This is a genomic window from Paenibacillus sp. J22R67 (assembly GCF_059692175.1).
Genome location: NZ_JCAUAX010000012.1, coordinates 35,663 through 53,499 on the forward strand (window position 1 = coordinate 35,663; position 17,837 = coordinate 53,499).

Consider the following 17,837-nt stretch of genomic DNA (forward strand, 5'->3'; position numbering starts at 1 on the left):
CTTTGGATACAGCCCTTATTTTTTTACACGGCCGCGGGATGCACCTTTTGCTCCGCTTCCTTCAAGCTAGGTAGAATGGATGCCATCAAGCCTATTCCGGCGATGCCGGTCAACAGAATGAATAGCGCCATTGCCCCGGATGGTAGAAAACCACCGATGATCATATTCAGTCCACTAAGCATAATAGCAACACGATTCGTCATGCTGCTGAGCGCCATATAGGAGCTGCGAGCGTGGTCAGGGACAAGCTGTACAAGCAGCGATTGCTTTAATGGCACATAGGTCAGTTCACCTATAGTGGCAATGAGCATTAGCAGCATAAGCATGATCGGTTGGCTGCCGAAAACAAGATAGGTGTAGCCGGCTACGTTAAGAAACATGGCGAACAGCATCATCCTGGTGTCGGAATTTCCCTTGAGCAGGCGGCCAACAAAGAGGGAGAGCAAGACAACGGCAAGCGTATTCTCCGTACGAAGTACGCCGACGAGCGGGAGGCCATCGATGGTAGCTGACATACCAGGAAACCAAGGGGTGTGGTGGATATCCTGAGCGAGCCGGATGCCGATATAGCCGTTTAAATTCATTTCGACTGAGACGATAAGTACACTGGAGATCAGATAGATAAGGAATCTGCGGTCGCGCAGCACTTCTTTATATCGATTGTACATTGAAATCTGTTTAGGACTTGAAGGTTGGACTCCGTCATCATTGATCTTAATTACTTCGGCTGGCATCGTTTCTGTCATGAAAAAGGCTGTCACCAGCAGCGCAACTAGTGACATTACGCTAGCAACGAGCAGAAGTTCAAAGAGATAGTCGCTAAAGAAGAAACCACCGATCATCCCCGCGACGGAAATGGCCAGATTGTTGGACCAATAATTGATCCGATAAATGGCTTTGCGCGTATCAGGTCCTGATACATCAATCAGCATGGCTTCTACAGCAGGCTTACTAAGCCCCCAAGAGGCTGTGCTGATCACTGTCATGATGAGTGTGAGCCCTGCCGAATGCCAGATCGGCGAATTGGCGAATGTCATGATGACATAGGCTAGAAGGGCAACGCCTTCCCCAATTAGCATCATTTTCTTGCGGCCGACTCGGTCTGCGTAGTGACCACCAATCGTTGCGCTGATTAGAGCGACAGCAATGGAGATGGTCGTCGCTGTGCCGGCTATCGTTGTGCCGAGTGTTCGTGCAAAATAAATCGACATGAATGGAATAACCATATTGCTTAGTATGTTGGTCAGAAAGCTCAGAGCAATGCGCAGTCGCACATTAGGGTGGAATTGAAAGAATGTCATGCGCCATCACCTGTTTCATCGTATCGTCAACGTCTGTGTTCACCCATCATAACAAATGACCATGAGTTAAAAAGTGTACGGATCTTTGGAAAACTTTCACCTTTTATCCCATCTGCAGACGGTTGACGAAATGGCAAGGCAGAACTATACTCTTTGGTAATTCGTGTAAAAGGAGGGGACTTTCATGCAGCTTGCCTTGCAATATGCGCAATTGAAAACATCAATAATGCGTGTTTCACAGATCCCCCACACGTATATGGACGTGCCTGTCTCCGTTGAAGAAATTTCCGGCTACCTGTATTGTACGGAACGCAATGTGAAAATTTTGATTCGCAAAATGACCGAAATGGGTTGGATTGTCTGGACGCCAGGGCGAGGCCGTGGTCACCGCTCGATGATTCGGTTTCTGGTTCCAGCTGAGGATGTGCTGATGGCGGAAGCGAAAATTCATGTTGAACAGGGAAATTTGAACAATGCGATGAGTTTGTTTCAAATGGAAGGTTTGGACGGGAGTGTGATGGATCGATTCCTTGCCTGGCTCGGTAGTTATTTCGGATACACAGGGAACTGTGAATCCGGATATCTTGAAACTCTGCGGCTGCCGATGCAGATTCGTGTGCTGACGCTTGACCCTGTCGATGTGCTATTCTCACGGGATCTCCATTTTGTGAAGCAAGCCTTTGACACGCTGCTCTATTTCAATCCGATCTGCGGCAGCCTGGAGCCAGGCTTGGCTCATGAGTGGGAATGCAATGCGGATGCGACCGTATGGACTTTTTATTTGCGAAAAAGGGTGAGATTCCATCATGGCCGGGAGCTGACGGCGGACGATGTTGTGTTTTCATTCAATCGGCTTCGTTCGCTGGGCACAGAGGATTCACCGAGTCGTTGGCTGTTGAAATCTGTGAAGGATATTCGCGCTGTCGATCGGCTGACAGTTCGGATGGAGCTTACTGCGCCTAATTATATGCTGCCACATTATGTTAGTTCCTACCAGGCAGCGATTGTTCCTGCTGATGTTTACAGTGCAAATAAGGTAGCGGATGCTAGTATGCTTCCCGTTGGAACAGGCCCATTTCGGATTACGAGACACGATGCGGGAGGCATTACTTTAGAAGCCTTCGAGGATTATTACAAGGAGAGCGCTCATTTGGATCGGATCGAGCTGCTTTATGTACCGGATAACGTCAGTGACCGTAGATGGCAGCAGTTGAATTTCCAGATGGGGAAGCTTAACCATTATAAACAGCCTGCCCCCGCGCATTGGTGTAAAAAAGAAGTGATGATGCTGGGATCCAGCACAGTTGTGTTCAACTTTCGCAAGAATGGTCCCCATCAAGCGTTTGAATTCCGTCAGGCCATTCAGCTTATCTTGAATCGATGCGGATTGATTAAGGAACTAGGTCTTTATCATGCGAGGCCTGCGGCTGATTTCCTGCCATCCGACTCGTCGACGGTTGAGCCCGATGATTATCAGCCAGAACGCGCGAGGGAGCTGCTCAGAGAATGTGGATACAATGGTGAACCCATTACCATGATATCCACGCAGAAGAACCAGCCCCAAGCCGAATGGATTCAAGCTCGCTGCCGAGAGGTGGGCATTCCCGTTGTTCTGAAGTTGTATACCTTTGAACAAATGGCGAAGGTGCCGCTCTTGTTAGAGGTCGATGTCATCATAAGCGGAGTTGTTGCAGATGATGATGAGGCTCGCTGCCTAATCGAGATGTATAAAGTAGGCAGCCTGCCGGTTCGTGTCTGTGCAACGGATGAGCAGCGACAAACTTTTGATGATACCATTGCAGCCATTGAAAATGAGCCCGATAGCCAGACGCGTCTACTAAGAATTCGCAGCATGCAAGATCTCGTATCGAAAAACTGCGCCGTCTTATTCCTTTTGCATACGACGCAGCAATTGGTGTACAGCCCTCATCTACAAGGCATAACGTTCAATACGCTCGGATGGTTTGACTTCAAAAACATTTGGTACCACCCTGGTCCTGTAGAAGAATAAATTAGATGCAAGAACGCTTGGGAGATGCTCTCAGGCGGTTTTTTGCGTAAATAAGGATATTCATGGTAGGTTTGGTTTTTCGGAGGATAAGTTGGATAACATATGATATAATGAACGAGGTTTGTCGTACCTTGACGCTAAATGGGTAAAATACATATAACATTGTGGTTTTTTAGGAGGCAATTATGGGGAAGTTATTTATTTGTGATCATCCGCTTATCCAGCATAAGCTGACTTTCATTCGGGATGAGAATACGAAAACAAAAGATTTCCGGGAGCTCGTAGACGAAGTTGCTACTTTAATGGCATATGAGATCACGAGAGATATTCCACTTGAGCATGTGCAGGTGAAAACACCTGTAACAACGGCGGATTGCCGCATTATTTCCGGCAGAATGCTGGGGCTTATTCCTATTTTGCGTGCAGGATTAGGCATGGTTGATGGTGTGCTTAAACTGATTCCTGCGGCAAAAGTAGGACATGTTGGTCTATACCGTGATCCTGACACGCTGCAGCCTGTCGAATATTATGTGAAGTTGCCGACGGATGTCCTGGAGCGGGAGCTCATTGTGATTGACCCGATGCTCGCAACAGGCGGTTCAGCGAATGCAGCGATTGAAGTATTGAAACGCAGAGGCTGTACACAAATGAAGCTGATGTGTTTAATTGCTGCGCCTGAAGGAATCAAAGCGGTTCAACAAGAGCATCCGGATGTTGATATTTATGTGGCGGCCGTGGATGACTACTTGAATGATCATGGCTATATCGTACCTGGATTGGGAGATGCGGGAGATCGTCTGTTCGGCACGAAATAATAGACTTATGACGATGGGGGAGAAGAACCAATGAAACGTTTGAAAGTCATTACGATTTTCGGTACTAGACCTGAAGCGATTAAAATGGCTCCGTTGATTAAGGAGCTGGAAAAGCATCCAGAACATATCGAGTCTCTCGTTTGCGTGACGGCTCAGCATCGCCAGATGTTGGATCAAGTGCTTGATATTTTCAAAATCACACCGGATTTTGATCTTAATGTGATGAAGGATCGTCAGACGCTGAATGAGATCACCATGCGTGTGCTGCAAGGATTGGAGCCAGTCTTCCAAGAGGCGAAGCCAGACCTGATTCTCGTGCACGGCGATACATTGACAACATTCCTTGCAAGCTATGCGGCATTTATGCAGCAGATTCAAGTTGGACATGTCGAAGCGGGTCTTCGCACGTGGAACAAAATGTCGCCATATCCGGAAGAAATGAACCGTCAATTGACGGGCGTTTTGGCGGATCTGCATTTTGCCCCAACACAGCAATCGGCTGATAATTTGCGCAAAGAAAATAAATCGGAATCTCAAATCTATGTAACAGGGAATACAGTTACAGATGTCTTCCAATATACGGTGCAGGAATCCTTTGAACACCCTGTTTTGGAGTGGGCGGCGGGCCGTAGGCTAATCTTGATGACAGCGCATCGCCGTGAAGCACAAGGTGAGCCGCACCGCCAAATTTTCCGCGCAGTGAAGCGTATTGCGGATGAATTTGATGATATTGCAATCGTCTATCCGGTGCACCCGAGTCCAGCTGTCAAAGAGCCAGCGCATGAAATTCTGGGCAACCACCCGCGTATCAAGCTAGTAGAACCATTCGATGCTAGTGAATTCCATAACTTCTATCCGAAGACGCATATGATTCTAACCGACTCAGGCGGTCTTCAAGAGGAAGCGCCATCATTTGGTGTGCCGGTTCTTGTCCTCCGTGATACAACCGAGCGTCCGGAAGGCATTCAAGCGGGCACTTTGGAGTTGGTTGGGACAGACGAGGAGAAGGTCTATGAGCGTGCTCGCGCGCTGCTGACAGATCCAGTTTTATACAACAAAATGAGCCAATCTGCTAACCCTTACGGCGATGGGAAAGCATCCCAAAGAATCGTTCAAGCGATTCTGCATCACTTTGGCAAGGTCTCGGAGCGTCCTGAAACATTCTAACCGTGACAAAATCATGACAAACGCTACAGCGTACAGTTCGACTGTTTGGTTTGGAAACTCGCAAACCTTAGAGCCGCAAGGCTCTGAGGAGTTTCGGGCTGCGAGGACTGTTAAGTTTCGTCAATTGACAAACCTCGCACTGCTTCGATACAATAAATGAGGATTCGTAGCACTATGTCTACGAAACAGGTTTTCCTCAGCGGAAACCTTCAGGAGGGATGCTATGAAACGGCAAAATCCCAATGATAATCCGTGGCGAGCAGTAGCGTTAACTAGTGCGATTGGTATTGACCTTGTAGTTTGTTTAGGAGCCGGATATTTATTCGGTGATTGGCTGACACGCGTACTAGGGGGACAATTCTGGTTGTTAGGCGGATTTCTGCTAGGGCTTGTAACCGGAATCATTAGCATTTACTTCATGATAAAGCGGTACGGAGGGCTATGATGGATGACTTTTCAGCCACTCTGAAAACGGTTCAAAATGTGTTTCTTTTCTTTTTATCCTTTTGTTTGGCTGCATGGGCGCTTCTTGTCGATTACCGGGTTTATTTGGCCGGCATTATGCTTGGATCTGTGGTGAGCATGATCAATGCTAGGTTCTTGGCCTGGAAGATTAACAAGTTGGCAGCAGCTGCGATAGAGCAGAAAGGGCGCAAGGTGACCCTAGGTTTTCTGACAAGAGCAGCAATTGCTGGCTTCGCAGGTTTGGTTGCCGTTCGGTATCCGGAACATGTCGCTTTAACCACGACGATTGTTGGATACTTTTTTGCTCAATTGGCAACACTCGTACTGGGTATTCTTTCTATTAGGAAGTCTAAGAAGTAATTCCATTCGATGAAAGGGGTGAAAATGGAAAACATGGAACATCACGTACCAGAATTTGAGTGGTTAGGTATTCACTTCGACGCATCAGCACTTATGATGATCGGAATTACCACTATTATCGTGCTTATTCTTGCAATCGCAGGAGCTAGCCGTGCATCCGTAACGAATCCTTCAAAAATTCAAAACTTCATGGAATGGACGATTGAGTTTGTAGAAGGCATCATTGGAAGTACGATTGGTTCTAAGCATGGCAAAGGCTTCATCGCGCTTGGCCTTACGCTCATTATGTACATCTTTATCGGCAACATGCTCGGCCTTCCTTTCTCGATCGTAACGGAAGATCATGTGTCATGGTGGAAATCACCGACAGCTGATATCGCTGTAACAGGAGCATTAACGGTTATCGTTATCGTACTAAGTCACTACTTAGGCATAACACGTAACACCAAGCATTACTTCGCGCATTACTTTGAGTACAAAGGGGCAATGTTGATCCTTCATTTGATTGAAGTCGTATCAAAGCCGCTTACGCTCGCTTTCCGTCTTTACGGTAACATTTATGCAGGTGAAATTATGATATCTGTCATCATCGGAGCTGGTTGGTTTGGAATTGCGCCTCTCTTTGTATGGCAGGGCTTTAGTGTGTTCGTAGGTGCGATTCAAGCCTTCGTATTTACAATGCTAACAATGGTTTACATCTCGCAAACGTTGATCCATGAAGAACATTAAGAGTAAGACTTACCTCGGGTAGTCTCGAGTCACTTATACACAAAACAAACCTAAGAGTTTAAGGGAGGATTTTATCAATGGGAGCAATAGCATTAGTAGCAGCAGGTATCGTATTCGGTTTAGGAGCACTAGGTGCAGGTATTGGTAACGGTTTGATCGTAGGTCGTGCTTTGGAAGGTATTTCTCGTCAACCAGAACTTCGTGGTACGCTTCAAACAACAATGTTTATCGGGGTAGGTCTAGTAGAGGCAATGCCAGTCGTTGCATTGGTTCTTGCGTTCATCTTTATGGGGAAAGCTTAAGAAACCGTTCGGCGGGGATGGCCATAGTTGCCACCACGCCTTCGTTTTGCCCATGTTATCAGAAGGGAGTGACGTTACTTGCATATTGAATGGTCCACATTTTGGATTCAACTTATCGCGTTCTTAATTTTATATTTGTTGCTTTCTAAATTTGCGTTCGGTCCTCTATTCGGAATGATGGAGAAACGCAGACAATTAGTTAAAGATCAAATTCAAACAGCTGAAGCGAGCCGCAAGCAAGCTGATCAACTGTTAGAGGAACAAAAACAAGCACTGCAACAAATGCGTAAGGAAGCTTACGATATCATCGAGCAAGCGAAACAAACAGGTTCTAAACAAGCTGATGATATTGTTCGTGCAGCTGGAGCAGAAGCATCTCGTCTGAAAGATGAAGCTTTAAAAGATATCGAGAACGAGAAGAACAAAGCGGTTGCCGCTCTTCGCAGCCAAGTTGGCGCAATGTCCGTTCTAATTGCCTCCAAAATTATCGAAAAACAAATCGACGAAAAGTCACAAGAGCAATTGGTTGAGCATTACCTCAAAGAGGTAGGAGGCAACGTATGAGTGACATCGTCGTAGCGAAGCGTTATGCCAGAGCTCTTTTTGAAGTTGCTAGAGATAAGGGAATTATTTCTCAAGTTGAAGAAGAGTTGAAATCTGTAGCTAGTGCGATTAGGGACAATGCAGACTTGCAGAAGTTCCTGAACCATCCGAACATCGGGGACACCGTCAAAACGGACCTGCTGAAGCAGATTTTTGAAGGCAAAGTTTCCGAACCGGTGTGGAACACGCTGCTGGTCTTGATTGATAAAAGAAGACAAGCCATTTTGTCCGCTCTTGTGGGCGATTATGTGAAGATTGCGAATGAAGCGCTTGGACAAGCGAGCGCTACGATTTATGCCGCTTTTACGCTCACAGAAGCTCAACAAGCGGAAATTGCATCAGAGTTCAGCAAAATTACGGGAAAAACGATTCGTGTTGAAACTGTTGTTGAGCCTAAGCTGCTCGGCGGCATTCAAGTACGCATTGGAGACCGTTTATATGATGGAAGTTTGGCAGGCAAGCTAGACCGCCTATCCAAAGCTTTGGTTTAATAACAAGCACTGTAAGAATAGGGGTGACGTTCGTTGAGTATCAAACCTGAAGAAATCAGCTCATTGATTAAACAACAGATTGAAAACTATAAATCCGATATGCAAGTGGTTGATGTAGGTACAGTCATTCAAGTTGGGGACGGTATCGCTCGTGCTCATGGTTTGGAAAACGTTATGGCAGGCGAATTGCTTGAGTTTTCAAATGGCGTTTTGGGCTACGCGTTTAACCTTGAAGAAAGCAACGTAGGTATCGTTATTCTTGGACCTTACAAAGATATCCGTGAAGGCGATCCAGTAAAACGTACAGGTCGCATTATGGAGGTTCCTGTAGGGGAAGCTTTGCTCGGCCGTGTTGTTAACTCCTTGGGTCAACCCGTTGATGGTCAAGGACCTATTGCTACAACAGAATTCCGCCCTGTAGAGAACATGGCTCCAGGCGTTATGGCTCGTAAATCCGTTCATGAGCCAATGCAAACAGGTATCAAAGCGATTGACGCGATGGTTCCAGTTGGTCGTGGTCAACGTGAGTTGATCATTGGTGACCGTCAAACAGGTAAAACTGCGATTGCAATCGACGCTATCCTTAACCAAAAAGGTAGCGGCGTGAAATGTATCTATGTTGCTATCGGTCAAAAACAATCCACTGTCGTAGGCGTTGTTGAAAAACTTCGTGCTGCTGGCGCTTTGGAATACACAATCGTTGTAACAGCATCTGCTTCCGAGCCGTCACCAATGCTTTGGTTGGCTCCATACTCAGGCTGCGCAATGGGTGAGTACTTCATGTACAAAGGCGAGCACGTGTTGATCGTATACGATGACTTGTCCAAACAAGCGGCTGCATACCGTGAGTTGTCCCTCTTGCTTCGTCGTCCACCAGGTCGTGAAGCATACCCAGGTGACGTATTCTACTTGCACTCCCGTTTGCTAGAGCGCGCTGCGAAATTGAACGATGACCTTGGTGGCGGTTCGATTACGGCACTTCCATTCATCGAGACACAAGCGGGCGACATCTCTGCTTACATCCCGACGAACGTAATTTCCATTACGGACGGTCAAATCTTCCTTGAGTCCGACCTGTTCTACTCCGGTCAGCGTCCAGCGGTTAACGTTGGTAACTCTGTATCCCGTGTAGGGGGCTCCGCTCAAACGAAAGCAATGAAAAAAGTTGCCGGTACCCTGCGTGTAGACTTGGCTCAATACCGTGAGCTTGCTGCCTTCGCAGCGTTCGGATCCGATCTTGATAGAGCAACAAAAGCCCGCCTTGATCGTGGGGTTCGCACACTCGAAATCTTGAAGCAAGGCGTGCATCAGCCGCTTTCCCTAGAGAAACAAGTTTGCTCCCTGTACACGGTTGTTAAAGGCCACTTAGATGACATTCCAGTACAAGACGTAACTCGTTTTGAAGCGCAATTCTTGGCTTACCTGGAATCCAATCGTTCCGAAATTTTGAACAGCATTCGTGATACCAAAGATATTACTGCGGATAACGACAAAGCGCTGGTTGATGCTATCAACACGTTCAAAAAGAGCTTCGCAGTTTCTGAATAAAATTTGAATACCTGCGCTTTTCTTCGTGAAAAGCCAGGTACTCCGTTTATGCCTGAGATTGGGTGCAAGCTGCCTGAGATCAGGCCTTCGAATGAAGGCTTTCCAAAGCCTCAAAAGAGAGGTGACAGGTATGGCAAAAGGAATGCGCGAGATTAAGCGCCAAATCAAATCGACACAAAACACGAAGCAAATTACGCGCGCGATGGAGATGGTTGCAGCTGCGAACTTGCGTCGAGCTCAGCAAGCTGCGGAAGCGGCTCGTCCTTACTCGGATAAGCTGAAAGAAGTAGTTGCTAGCATCGCTGCGGGCTCCAAGGGTGTGAAGCACCCAATGCTGCAAACACGCGAAGTGAAGAAAACCGCTTACTTGGTTATCACTTCGGATCGTGGTTTGGCTGGAGGCTACAACGCGAACGTATTGCGGAAAGCTATGACGGAGATTCGCGAAAGACATCAATCGCCGTCGGAATATGCTGTTTTTGTAATTGGTCGTAAAGGTAGCAATTTCTTCAAGAAACGTAATGTTGAGATCGTTCAAGAAGTTACAGGACTTCCGGATTCTCCGAAGTTCTCGGATATTAAATCAATTGCTGCTTCTGCTGTTGCTAATTTTGAGAAGGGTGCGTACGACCAATTGTTCTTGGTGTACAACAAATTCCAAAATGCAATCAGTCAGATACCGACTATGATTCGCTTGCTTCCTATGGAAGACGTAAAAGGTGCTTCAACGGCTAGTTACGAGTATGAGCCGTCTGCGGAAGGCGTTCTAGAAGTACTGCTGCCTAAATATGCGGAAACGATTATTTACAGCGCAGTATTGGAAGGTAAAGCAAGTGAGTTCGGCGCGAGAATGACAGCGATGAACTCTGCAACGAAAAATGCAACGAAGATGATCAGCAGCTACACATTAGCATACAACCGTGCACGTCAAGCTGCCATTACGCAAGAGATTGCGGAAATCGTCAGCGGCGCGAACGCGAACGCTTAATTGATAAAACGCCTCGCTTAGAGGCGAAGCTTTTCTTAGGAGGGAAACCATGAGCAAAGGGCGCGTTGTGAATATTACAGGGCCTGTCGTCGACATTGAGTTCGGACGCGGACAACTCCCTGAAATTCTGAATGCAATCAAGATTGAAAAAAATGAAGGCGGAAAATCGGTTACGATTACGGTTGAAGCGGCGGTTCACCTCGGTGACAACCTCGTTCGTTGCGTAGCGATGTCTTCCACTGACGGACTTGTGCGTGGCGCTGAAGCTACTGACACAGGAGTTCCAATTACTGTACCTGTAGGCGCAGCAACATTGGGACGCGTGTTCAACGTAGTTGGAGATCCTATCGATGGGATCGAAACGGTTGACCGTACGTTAACTAGTCCAATTCATAAAGAAGCTCCTGCTTTCGAGAACTTGTCCACGAAATCAGAAGTTCTTGAAACAGGAATTAAAGTTATTGACCTTATGGCTCCTTACGCAAAAGGTGGTAAAATCGGTCTCTTCGGCGGTGCGGGTGTAGGTAAAACCGTAACGATGCAAGAGTTGATCCATAACATTGCGCAAGAGCACGGCGGTATCTCCGTTTTCGCAGGCGTTGGTGAGCGTACTCGTGAAGGTAATGACCTTTACCACGAGATGAAAGACTCCGGCGTTATCGAGAAAACAGCGATGGTATTCGGTCAAATGAACGAGCCTCCAGGTGCGCGTCTTCGCGTAGCATTGACTGGTTTGACAATGGCTGAATATTTCCGTGATGTTGAAGGCAGAGACGTTCTTCTGTTCGTTGATAACATCTTCCGTTTCACACAAGCAGGTTCCGAGGTTTCGGCTTTGCTTGGACGTATGCCATCTGCGGTAGGTTACCAACCGACTTTGGCTACAGAAATGGGTCAATTGCAAGAGCGTATTACTTCCACGAAAAAAGGTTCCGTAACTTCGATTCAAGCGATTTACGTTCCTGCGGATGACTATACGGATCCAGCTCCAGCTACAGCGTTCGCTCACTTAGACGCGACAACGAACTTGGAGCGTAGTATTGCAGCTGCGGGTATTTTCCCAGCGGTAGATCCACTTGCTTCCTCTTCCCGTATGTTGACGCCAGAAATTCTAGGCGAAGAGCACTATAAAGTAGCACAAGGTGTTAAACAAGTTCTTCAACGTTACAAAGAGCTTCTGGATATCATCGCGATCTTGGGTATGGATGAGTTGTCCGATGAGGATAAACTAGTTGTTACTCGTGCGCGTCGTCTCCGTCTGTTCTTGTCTCAGCCGCTTCACGTTGCTGAGCCGTTCAACGGTTTCCCGGGCTTGTATGTGCCATTGAAAGAAACTGTGCGCAGCTTCAAAGAAGTTCTTGAAGGTAAGCACGACAACCTTCCTGAAGTAGCGTTCCACAACGTAGGTACGATTGAGGACGCAATCGAGAAAGCGAAAACGCTGTAAGGTTACCTTTGGTAAACTGCGCGTTAGCTGAGGAAGGAGAATCCAAGTGAGTACATTCCTACTTGAAATTGTTACTCCTGAGCGCAAAGTGTACGCTGAACAAGTGAACATGTTGGTCGCAAAGGGTGTCGAAGGGGAGCTTGGAATTCTGCCGAACCACATTCCACTCGTGACTCCATTGAAAATTAGCACGATTACTGTGAAGAAACAGGGCTCCAAAGACGAGATCATCGCAGTGAACGGCGGTTTCATGGAAGTGCGTAAGGACAAAGTGGTCATACTGGCGGAAAGCGCCGAGCTGCCAGAACAAATCGATGTGGATCGTGCGAGAGCAGCGAAAGAACGTGCGGAGAAACGCCTTGCTGAAAATAAGCAAGATAACGTTGATTTCAAACGTGCGGAAGCCGCTTTGCAAAGAGCATTGAACCGGATCAGCGTGTCCGGCAAATAATAGATGTTTGACGAGAAAGCGATGGAACTTAGGTTCCGTCGCTTTTTTTCATTTGGAAGGATTATTTTTTGATAAATATGGAAAATCTACTCACAAAGTATGTAAAAGATTGGGCTTGGAATTAGTCATCGACTCCCCTGAGCTCTTTTGGTATAATATTGAAGGTGATTATTACCAATTTGAATCAATGATTTGAGAAAGCAAATAAGAATGGAGGCGGTTACATTCAGATGATGTATACAAATAACTATGTAATCGTAGCGATTTTTCTTGGGTTAGGTATTTTCCTCCCGGTGGCAGCGCTTACGATAGGCAAATGGTTAAGACCGAGCAAACCCGTCGTGGAGAAATATACGACGTATGAGAGTGGGAACGAGCCTGTTGGTGAAGGTCAAATCCGGTTTAACATTCGATATTATTTGTTTGCTTTGATGTTTGTCATCTTTGATGTAGAGACCGTGTTCCTGTATCCCTGGGCTGTTGCTTTTAATCAGCTTGGACTTTTTGCTTTAGTAGAAATGTGCATTTTTGTAGCCTTGCTAGCCATAGGATTAATATACGCATGGAAGAAGAAGGTGCTGCAATGGACTTCAGTCTAGAGTCGATCTCCCCAGAAGAACGCGAAGAGTTAAACCGCAATGTATTTATGACGACACTGGAGCAGGTGAAAGCTTGGGCTCGCAGTAATTCACTTTGGCCTTTAACGTTTGGTCTTGCTTGCTGCGCCATTGAAATGATGGGTACGGGCGGATCGCATTATGATTTGGACCGTTTTGGAGTCATCTTCCGTACGTCCCCTAGGCAATCCGATGTGATGATTGTAGCAGGGACAGTTACGAAGAAAATGGCTCCTTTGCTGCGCCGTCTTTATGAGCAGATGCCTGAACCGAAATGGGTTATTGCTATGGGCTCCTGCGCGACTGCGGGTGGCCCGTACGTTAAATCGTACTCCGTTGTTAAAGGTGTGGACCAGATCGTTCCGGTTGATGTCTACATACCGGGTTGTCCGCCGAATCCGGCGGCACTTATCTATGGGATCAACAAGCTTCAGGAGAAGATTCGCTATGAAGCGAAAACTGGTAAGCAGGTGATCAATCGATGAGTGAGGATAAGAAGCCGGAAGAGAAGGTCGAAGTCGACCAGACGGCCTCTGCGGAAGAGACTAAGGCTGAAGGGAATTCAGGGCAGACGACGCCTGCTTCTGAGGAGAAGGCTGCCAGCGAAACGCCGGCGGCCCCCGCAGCCGAGAAGCCTGCCGAGGAGAAGACCGCTGAAGAGAAGGCAGCGGAGCGCGCCGCGGCGAGAGCCGCCCGCCTAGCGGCGAAGGCGGCTGCCGCTGAGCCGACGGGCGAGCCCGCGTCGGCAGCAACACCATCCCCTGAGGCTTCAGGGGATGACGAGAAGGCGGCCAAAGCGCAGGCCGCCGCAGAAGCCCGCGCAGCGCGAGCTAGCGCGCGCGGAGCGAAGACCGATGCGGCGGAGCCTGCCGCGCCGAAAGAGCCTTCACCGAACCAGCCGCTGCTAGACCGGCTGGTTGCGATCTTAAAAGCCGATGTAGGCGAAGACGCCGTCGTCGATCAATTCATCAACGAAAGGGACGGGCACCGTCCTTACGTTATCATTCACAGTTCCCGCTGGCCGGAGGTTGCGGTAACGCTGCGGGATCACGAAGAGCTGCGCTGCAATTACTTGCGCAATCTCTCCGGTGTGGACCAAGAGACGCATCTGGAGGTCGCGTATCACTTGCTTTCCCTCACACACAAGCACGAGTATTGTGTGAAGGTGAAAACAGACCGGGATCAGCCAAGCATCCCTTCCGTTGCTCCTGTGTGGCCAACTGCCAATTGGAATGAGCGGGAAGTATATGACCTTCTGGGAATTGATTTCCTTGGGCATCCCAACCTAGTAAGAATTATGATGCCTGACGATTGGGTCGGCCATCCACTGCGCAAAGATTACGAACCGCTTGACCCGGAGGTGTAGCATTTGTTACGGACAGAAGAGCTCCTGCTAAACGTTGGTCCTCAGCATCCAAGTACGCATGGCGTTTTCCGCGTGATTGTAAAGCTGGATGGAGAGGTCATCAAAGAAGCTATACCCGTTATGGGCTATCTACATAGAGGCACAGAGAAACTGGCTGAGAATCTGAGCTACACGCAAATTATTCCTTATACGGACCGCATGGATTACGTCTCTGCTATGACGACGAATTATGTTCTTGTTCATGCTGTTGAGAAAATGATGGGACTGGAAGTCCCGGAACGCGCGGAATTTCTTCGCTTGATCGTGATGGAACTTCAGCGGGTTGCCTCCCATATGGTGTGGTGGGGAACGTATTTGCTCGATATCGGAGCCATGAGTCCGTTCTTGTTCGCTTTCCGCGACCGGGAAATTATCATTGACCTGTTTAATGAGCTTTGCGGAGCTCGTTTGACTTACAACTACATGCGTGTGGGTGGGGTAAAATGGGACGCTCCAGACGGTTGGATCGATAAAGTTAAGAAATTTATCCCGTATATGTACGGTAAATTGGAAGAATATCATACCCTTGTATCCGGAAATGAAATTTTTCTTTCCAGGATTAAGGGTGTAGGTAAATATGATGCCGATACAGCCATTGCATATGGGCTTAGCGGCGCTAACTTGAGATGTACGGGTGTTGACTGGGATATCCGCAAAACACAGCCATACAGCCTATACAATCGCTTTCAATTCGATGTGCCTGTAAGAAGCGGCGGCGATTGTTATGATCGCTATCTTGTCCGTATGGAAGAAATAAAGCAGTCTCTGCGTATTTTAGAGCAAGCTGTGGCACAGTTCCCTGAACAAGGCGAAACCATGGGCAAAGTGCCTAGGGTTATTCGTCCTCCAGAAGGGGAAGTGTATGCGGCTATTGAGTCTCCTCGTGGAGAGATCGGCTGCTATATTATTTCCCGAGGCAAGCAGGAGCCATTCCGTCTGAAATTCCGCAGGCCATCTTTCGTAAATCTGCAAATCTTGCCCAAACTCCTGGTCGGTGAATCGATGACCAACCTGATTACGATATTGGGCGGCATCGATATTGTCGTTGGGGAGGTGGATGCCTAATGGTAAATTTGCTGGAAGAGAGTCTAACGTGGACGAACTTCTTCGTTTTCCTTTTCTGGGGCATCGTTATGCTGTTGTTGGTCCTTGGCTTCGTTACCTACGCGATTTACTTTGAGCGGAAGGTCATTGGCTGGATGCAGCTGCGGATCGGACCGAACCGGACAGGGCCGTTTGGGCTTCTGCAGAGCGTCGCGGATGTGCTCAAACTGCTTATTAAAGAGGATACCATTCCCAAAAAGGCGGAGCGCGAACTGTTCATTTTAGCGCCTGTCATTACGTTCATTCCTTCATTTACGATTATTGCAGCGATCCCTTTTTCGGATCGGATGTTTAATGCGAACTTGAATGCTGGTCTGCTTTATTACGTTGCTCTTACGGGGATTTCTACGATTGGGATTATTCTTGGGGGCTGGGCATCAAATAACAAATATGCCCTGCTAGGCGGCATGCGTTCAGCAGCGCAAATGATCAGTTATGAAGTTCCGCTCGTTATTTCCGTTATTGGTGTCATTATGATGACTGGCAGTTTAAATCTGCATACCATCGTTGACCACCAAGCTGGGGGGTTCTGGCATTGGAATTTCATTCCCCAGATTCTAGGATTCATCATCTTCGCAATTGCCGGTGTATCGGAGCTTAACCGGACGCCTTTCGATTTACCGGAAGCAGAATCCGAGCTTGTTGCAGGCTACCACGTGGAATATAGCGGCTTCCGCTTTGCATTTTTCATGCTATCAGAGTACGTATATGTGTTTATTATTGCATCACTAACTAGCCTGATTTTCTTAGGCGGATGGCATTCACCTTTCCCATTCCTTGATTTTATTCCGGGAATCCTATGGTTCCTGCTGAAATTCTCCCTCGTTGTGTTTGTCTTGTTCTGGCTGCGGGCGACGTTGCCTCGTGTACGGATTGATCAGCTCATGGGATTCGGCTGGAAAGTGCTGCTGCCATTGGCGTTAGTCAATATGCTGGTGACAGCGATCATTATGACGATCTTTTAACAAAGCCTACGATGTAAGTTTCCTACGGAAACTCTAAGCCCATGCTTACGATGTCAGTTTTGCTAAAGCAAAACTTTAAGGAGTGAAACGAATGAAAGGCATAATTAAAGGCTTAGGCGTAACGTTGAAAAGCATGACACAGAAAAAAATCACGTACGCATACCCTGAGGTCCCGATAAAAATGCCGGATCGTTTTCGCGGTATTCAACATTTTGACCCAGAGAAATGTATCGTGTGCAATCAATGTGCGCGTATTTGCCCAACCGAGTGTATTACACTGACGGGAAAAGCGAACCCGGACCCTGACAAAAAGGGTAAGGTTATCGATACGTACGATATTAACTTCGAAATTTGTATTTTGTGCGATCTTTGCACAGAGGTGTGTCCGACGGAAGCGATCGTGATGACGAATAATTTCGAGCTAAGTTCATATAGTCGCGATGATCTTTTCAAAAATTTGCAATGGTTAAATGAGAATAACCAAAACATTCGCCAGGAGAACAACTCGGCCATGCCAAAAGGGGGGGCCAAGAAAGATGTTTAACGGAATTGGTGATTTCCTCTCAAGCGGTTCAAGTTGGGCATTCTTTATTTTTGCCCTTCTTGCCATCGGCGGAGCGATTTTTATGATTTCTTTTACCAAAGTTGTTCATATGGTCATTGCGGTTGCGCTTACGTTCATTAGCTTGGCGGGGCTATATATTATCCTTGAGGCTGAGTTTGTTGCTTTCGTACAGGTGTTGATCTATGCAGGGGCTATCTCGATCCTCATGATTTTCGGCATTATGATGACGAAGCACAGACAAGGGGATGAGGAAGAGCCGAGGCGTCCTTGGCACGAAGGTTTGGCGATTGTGGGCGCTTTGGGTCTGTTCGGAGTTTTATTTTATGCGATTCAAAAAACGACTTTCGTCTCACAAGGCTCTTTGGATGCCGGTAAAGACAACACATTAGAAATCGGCAAGCTGCTGTATAACCAGCATGTAATTCCGTTCGAAATCATGTCTGTGCTGCTGACGGTAGCTTTCATCGGCGCTATTGTCGTCGCGAAGAGAGAGGAGGATTAGC

Annotated in this window: 21 protein-coding genes; 20 read left to right on the forward strand and 1 reads right to left on the reverse strand. The window is 47.5% G+C overall.

Annotation, left to right across the window (positions count from 1 at the left end):
* Nucleotides 1-23: 23 nt before the first annotated feature.
* Nucleotides 24-1,301, reverse strand: a complete 1,278-nt coding sequence (locus AC58VC_RS31485) for an MFS transporter (RefSeq protein WP_497374795.1) — start codon at nt 1,299-1,301, stop codon at nt 24-26.
* 184 nt (nt 1,302-1,485) lie between these two features.
* Here AC58VC_RS31485 and AC58VC_RS31490 point away from each other — a divergent pair, with 184 nt between their 5' ends.
* The 20 genes from AC58VC_RS31490 to AC58VC_RS31585 all read left to right on the forward strand — a co-directional run bounded on the left by AC58VC_RS31490 (nt 1,486) and on the right by AC58VC_RS31585 (nt 17,836).
* Complete coding sequence (locus tag AC58VC_RS31490) at nt 1,486-3,312, forward strand: ABC transporter substrate-binding protein (protein WP_497374797.1); 1,827 nt, start codon at nt 1,486-1,488, stop codon at nt 3,310-3,312.
* Between the two features lie 185 nt (nt 3,313-3,497).
* Nucleotides 3,498-4,127 (forward strand): uracil phosphoribosyltransferase, encoded by a 630-nt coding sequence (gene upp, locus AC58VC_RS31495; RefSeq protein ID WP_127453437.1) that lies wholly within the window; start codon nt 3,498-3,500, stop codon nt 4,125-4,127.
* Nucleotides 4,128-4,157: 30 nt separating this feature from the next.
* Nucleotides 4,158-5,294: a non-hydrolyzing UDP-N-acetylglucosamine 2-epimerase gene (gene wecB / locus AC58VC_RS31500; RefSeq protein WP_497374799.1), complete on the forward strand. Its 1,137-nt coding sequence runs from the start codon at nt 4,158-4,160 to the stop codon at nt 5,292-5,294.
* A gap of 223 nt (nt 5,295-5,517) precedes the next feature.
* Nucleotides 5,518-5,739 (forward strand): AtpZ/AtpI family protein, encoded by a 222-nt coding sequence (locus AC58VC_RS31505; protein ID WP_127453433.1) that lies wholly within the window; start codon nt 5,518-5,520, stop codon nt 5,737-5,739.
* Nucleotides 5,739-6,119 (forward strand): ATP synthase subunit I, encoded by a 381-nt coding sequence (locus AC58VC_RS31510; RefSeq protein ID WP_497374801.1) that lies wholly within the window; start codon nt 5,739-5,741, stop codon nt 6,117-6,119. The genes AC58VC_RS31505 and AC58VC_RS31510 overlap by 1 nt, the downstream gene beginning before the upstream one ends.
* A gap of 24 nt (nt 6,120-6,143) precedes the next feature.
* The gene (atpB, locus tag AC58VC_RS31515; protein ID WP_240159598.1) at nt 6,144-6,848 is read left to right on the forward strand and encodes a F0F1 ATP synthase subunit A; all 705 of its coding nucleotides are present in this window, start codon (nt 6,144-6,146) and stop codon (nt 6,846-6,848) included.
* Between the two features lie 77 nt (nt 6,849-6,925).
* Nucleotides 6,926-7,150: a F0F1 ATP synthase subunit C gene (gene atpE, locus AC58VC_RS31520; protein WP_028556930.1), complete on the forward strand. Its 225-nt coding sequence runs from the start codon at nt 6,926-6,928 to the stop codon at nt 7,148-7,150.
* 78 nt (nt 7,151-7,228) lie between these two features.
* On the forward strand, nt 7,229-7,714 hold the full coding sequence (gene atpF / locus AC58VC_RS31525) for a F0F1 ATP synthase subunit B (RefSeq protein ID WP_161406567.1): 486 nt from the start codon (nt 7,229-7,231) through the stop codon (nt 7,712-7,714).
* Nucleotides 7,711-8,244 carry a F0F1 ATP synthase subunit delta gene (locus AC58VC_RS31530; protein ID WP_497374804.1) on the forward strand — a complete coding sequence of 178 codons (534 nt, stop codon included), beginning with the start codon at nt 7,711-7,713 and terminating at the stop codon, nt 8,242-8,244. Before atpF ends, AC58VC_RS31530 begins: the two co-directional genes overlap by 4 nt.
* Before the next feature lie 33 nt (nt 8,245-8,277).
* Nucleotides 8,278-9,792 carry a F0F1 ATP synthase subunit alpha gene (atpA, locus tag AC58VC_RS31535; protein WP_497374806.1) on the forward strand — a complete coding sequence of 505 codons (1,515 nt, stop codon included), beginning with the start codon at nt 8,278-8,280 and terminating at the stop codon, nt 9,790-9,792.
* Nucleotides 9,793-9,922: 130 nt separating this feature from the next.
* Nucleotides 9,923-10,780: an ATP synthase F1 subunit gamma gene (gene atpG, locus AC58VC_RS31540; protein WP_497375004.1), complete on the forward strand. Its 858-nt coding sequence runs from the start codon at nt 9,923-9,925 to the stop codon at nt 10,778-10,780.
* A 49-nt stretch (nt 10,781-10,829) separates the two neighbouring features.
* Entirely contained in the window at nt 10,830-12,227 is a 1,398-nt protein-coding gene (gene atpD / locus AC58VC_RS31545; protein WP_497374808.1) for a F0F1 ATP synthase subunit beta, read from the forward strand.
* Between the two features lie 46 nt (nt 12,228-12,273).
* Nucleotides 12,274-12,678: a F0F1 ATP synthase subunit epsilon gene (locus AC58VC_RS31550; protein WP_497374809.1), complete on the forward strand. Its 405-nt coding sequence runs from the start codon at nt 12,274-12,276 to the stop codon at nt 12,676-12,678.
* A gap of 233 nt (nt 12,679-12,911) precedes the next feature.
* Nucleotides 12,912-13,277 carry an NADH-quinone oxidoreductase subunit A gene (locus tag AC58VC_RS31555; RefSeq protein WP_127453506.1) on the forward strand — a complete coding sequence of 122 codons (366 nt, stop codon included), beginning with the start codon at nt 12,912-12,914 and terminating at the stop codon, nt 13,275-13,277.
* Nucleotides 13,262-13,780, forward strand: coding sequence for a NuoB/complex I 20 kDa subunit family protein (locus AC58VC_RS31560; protein ID WP_127453417.1), 519 nt, complete (start codon nt 13,262-13,264; stop codon nt 13,778-13,780). Before AC58VC_RS31555 ends, AC58VC_RS31560 begins: the two co-directional genes overlap by 16 nt.
* Nucleotides 13,777-14,661: an NADH-quinone oxidoreductase subunit C gene (locus AC58VC_RS31565; protein ID WP_497374811.1), complete on the forward strand. Its 885-nt coding sequence runs from the start codon at nt 13,777-13,779 to the stop codon at nt 14,659-14,661. Before AC58VC_RS31560 ends, AC58VC_RS31565 begins: the two co-directional genes overlap by 4 nt.
* A gap of 3 nt (nt 14,662-14,664) precedes the next feature.
* Complete coding sequence (locus tag AC58VC_RS31570) at nt 14,665-15,765, forward strand: NADH-quinone oxidoreductase subunit D (protein ID WP_145668568.1); 1,101 nt, start codon at nt 14,665-14,667, stop codon at nt 15,763-15,765.
* On the forward strand, nt 15,765-16,769 hold the full coding sequence (gene nuoH / locus AC58VC_RS31575) for an NADH-quinone oxidoreductase subunit NuoH (RefSeq protein ID WP_497374814.1): 1,005 nt from the start codon (nt 15,765-15,767) through the stop codon (nt 16,767-16,769). The genes AC58VC_RS31570 and nuoH overlap by 1 nt, the downstream gene beginning before the upstream one ends.
* Nucleotides 16,770-16,860: 91 nt before the next feature.
* Nucleotides 16,861-17,313, forward strand: a complete 453-nt coding sequence (gene nuoI, locus AC58VC_RS31580) for an NADH-quinone oxidoreductase subunit NuoI (RefSeq protein ID WP_497374816.1) — start codon at nt 16,861-16,863, stop codon at nt 17,311-17,313.
* Nucleotides 17,306-17,836 carry an NADH-quinone oxidoreductase subunit J gene (locus AC58VC_RS31585; protein WP_497374818.1) on the forward strand — a complete coding sequence of 177 codons (531 nt, stop codon included), beginning with the start codon at nt 17,306-17,308 and terminating at the stop codon, nt 17,834-17,836. Before nuoI ends, AC58VC_RS31585 begins: the two co-directional genes overlap by 8 nt.
* The last annotated feature ends 1 nt before the right edge of the window (nt 17,837 follow it).